Annotated in this window: 2 rRNA genes; both read left to right on the forward strand. The window is 59.0% G+C overall.

The features are described 5' to 3' along the window. Positions 1-132 precede the first annotated feature (132 nt). Positions 133-2892, forward strand: a 23S ribosomal RNA gene (locus tag ROTAS13_RS18265). A 207-nt stretch (positions 2893-3099) separates the two neighbouring features. Next, positions 3100-3214, forward strand: a 5S ribosomal RNA gene (gene rrf / locus ROTAS13_RS18270). Positions 3215-3268: the final 54 nt, after the last annotated feature.

A 3268-nucleotide genomic window follows, 5' to 3' on the forward strand; every position in this document is an offset into this window, starting at 1 on the left:
CTGGAAGGCGACGTGCCTGAGAGAGCAAGTTATCGAGTGAATGAGTGTGAGTGACTGAGCGAGTGCCTCGGTGACACGCTCGCTGCCTGACCGGTGCGCCTTGGTTCTGCGCGCGGGCGGCGGCGGGAGAGAGATAGAGTGACAGAAGGGCGTTCGGTGGATGCCTTGGCGCCAAGAGGCGATGAAGGACGTGGCACGCTGCGAAAAGCCGCGGGGAGATGCGAGCGATCGTTGATCCGCGGATGTCCGAATGGGGAAACCCCTCCCGTATGGGAGATCCTGCACTGAATTCATAGGTGCCGGAGGCAAACCCGGGGAACTGAAACATCTCAGTACCCGGAGGAAAAGACATCAACAGAGATTCCGCGAGTAGTGGCGAGCGAAAGCGGAGCAGGCCAGTGATTGTGCAAGAAGAAGCCGAACGGTCTCGAAAGGCCGGCCAGAGCGGGTGATAGCCCCGTAGGCGTAGTGTCTTGCAGGATCCTCGAGTAGGGCGGGGCACGTGAAACCCTGTCTGAACGTGGGGGGACCACCCTCCAAGCCTAAATACTCCTTGGCGACCGATAGTGCACAAGTACCGTGAGGGAAAGGTGAAAAGCACCCCGACGAGGGGAGTGAAAGAGACCTGAAACCGAGCGCCTACAAGCAGTCGGAGCACCCCAATGTTCAATCATGGGAGGTGTGACGGCGTACCTTTTGTATAATGGGTCCGCGAGTTTCTGTTGGCAGCAAGCTTAAGCCGAGAGGTGTAGGCGCAGCGAAAGCGAGTCTGATAAGGGCGCTTGAGTTGCCGGCAGAAGACCCGAAACCGAGTGATCTAGCCATGGCCAGGCTGAAGGTGGGGTAACACCCACTGGAGGGCCGAACCCACGCCTGTTGAAAAAGTCGGGGATGAGCTGTGGCTAGGGGTGAAAGGCCAATCAAACTCGGAAATAGCTGGTTCTCCGCGAAATCTATTGAGGTAGATCGTCGTCCGATTACCTTCGGAGGTAGAGCACCGGAAGGGCTAGGGGGGCCCAAAGCCCTACCAAACCCTACCGAACTCCGAATGCCGAAGAGTACAGGACGGCAGACAGACAGTGGGTGCTAAGGTCCATTGTCGAGAGGGAAACAGCCCAGACCACCAGCTAAGGCCCCCAAATCGTGGCTAAGTGGGAAAGCATGTGAGACGGCCAAAACAACCAGGAGGTTGGCTTAGAAGCAGCCATCCTTTAAAGAAAGCGTAATAGCTCACTGGTCTAATAGCTGTCTTGCGGCGAAAATGTAACGGGGCTCAAGCCACGTGCCGAAGCTGTGGATGCATGCGCAAGCATGCGTGGTAGCGGAGCGTTCCGTAGGCCTGCGAAGGCAGACCCGTGAGGGCTGCTGGAGGTATCGGAAGTGCGAATGCGGACATGAGTAGCGATAAACAGGGTGAGAACCCCTGTCGCCGAAAGTCCAAGGGTTCCTGCGCAAGGTCAATCCGCGCAGGGTGAGCCGGCCCCTAAGGCGAGGGCGAAAGCCGTAGTCGATGGGAACCAGGTGAATATTCCTGGGCCTGACAGACGTGACGGCTGCAAAGCGTTGTTGCCCCTTATCGGATTGGGGCGGCAGCCAGAGCAGCCCAGGAAACAGCGCTGTCGATAAAGACCGTACCCGAAACCGACACAGGTGGACTGGTTGAGAATACCGAGGCGCTTGAGAGAACTATGCTGAAGGAACTAGGCAAATTACTCGCGTAACTTCGGGATAAGCGAGACCCCTTCTTGCGCAAGCAAGGTGGGGTGGCACAGACCAGGGGGTAGCGACTGTTTAGTAAAAACACAGGGCTCTGCGAAATCGAGAGATGACGTATAGGGTCTGACACCTGCCCGGTGCCGGAAGGTCAAGGGGAGATGTGCAAGCATCGAACCGAAGCCCCGGTAAACGGCGGCCGTAACTATAACGGTCCTAAGGTAGCGAAATTCCTTGTCGGGTAAGTTCCGACCTGCACGAATGGTGTAACGACTTCCCCACTGTCTCCAGCATAGACTCAGCGAAATTGAATTCCCCGTGAAGATGCGGGGTACCCGTGGTCAGACGGAAAGACCCTATGAACCTTTACTGCAGCTTCGCAGTGGTGCCAGGAAGGAACTGTGTAGGATAGGTGGGAGCCATCGAAACCCGGGCGCTAGCTCAGGTGGAGGCAACCTTGAAATACCACCCTGTTTCTTTCTGGCATCTCACTGAGCCCGGTCAGCCCGGGCCAGGACCCTGCGTGGTGGGCAGTTTGACTGGGGCGGTCGCCTCCCAAAGTGTAACGGAGGCGCGCGATGGTGGGCTCAGGCCGGTCGGACATCGGCTGTTGAGTGCAAAGGCATAAGCCCGCCTGACTGCGAGCGCGACAGCGCGAGCAGAGACGAAAGTCGGCCTTAGTGATCCGGTGGTCCCGCGTGGAAGGGCCATCGCTCAACGGATAAAAGGTACTCTAGGGATAACAGGCTGATCTCCCCCAAGAGTCCACATCGACGGGGAGGTTTGGCACCTCGATGTCGGCTCATCGCATCCCGGGGCTGGAGCAGGTCCCAAGGGTTCGGCTGTTCGCCGATTAAAGCGGTACGTGAGCTGGGTTTAGAACGTCGTGAGACAGTTCGGTCCCTATCTGCCATGGGTGTTGGAGACTTGCGAGGATCTGTCCCTAGTACGAGAGGACCGGGATGGACGTACCTCTGGTGCACCGGTTGTTCCGCCAGGAGCATCGCCGGGTAGCTAAGTACGGAACGGATAACCGCTGAAGGCATCTAAGCGGGAAACCAGCCTCAAAACCAGGTCTCCCCAAGGGCCGTGGAAGACCACCACGTCGATAGGCCGCAGGTGGAAGTGCAGCAATGCATGCAGCCGAGCGGTCCTAATCGCCCGATCGAACTCCATCACTCCCCCGCCGCCGCAGTCCCCCCAACAAGGGACACCGCGCGCAGCACCAAAGCGCACCCGCTCACACACACACACACATCACACCCGAACACACATCGCCCTCCCAGCGCCGCATGCCCACACACAACAGGGCCGCCCGGCACAGATCCTCCCATCACCCAACAGCATCAGGTCGGTACATACAAATCCAAGGTTCCCATCCGGTGGCCTGGTGGCCCTAGCGAGGCTGCCACACCCGATCCCATCCCGAACTCGGCCGTGAAACGCCTCAGCGCCCATGGTACTGCGTCTCAAGACGCGGGAGAGTCGGTCGCCGCCAGGCCGCCCGATGGGAACCTCCCACACCCCCCGACCCGATCGCCGCCCACGTCACCAT

This window comes from Roseomonas sp. TAS13, assembly GCF_001950415.1.
Classification (GTDB): domain Bacteria; phylum Pseudomonadota; class Alphaproteobacteria; order Acetobacterales; family Acetobacteraceae; genus Roseomonas; species Roseomonas mucosa.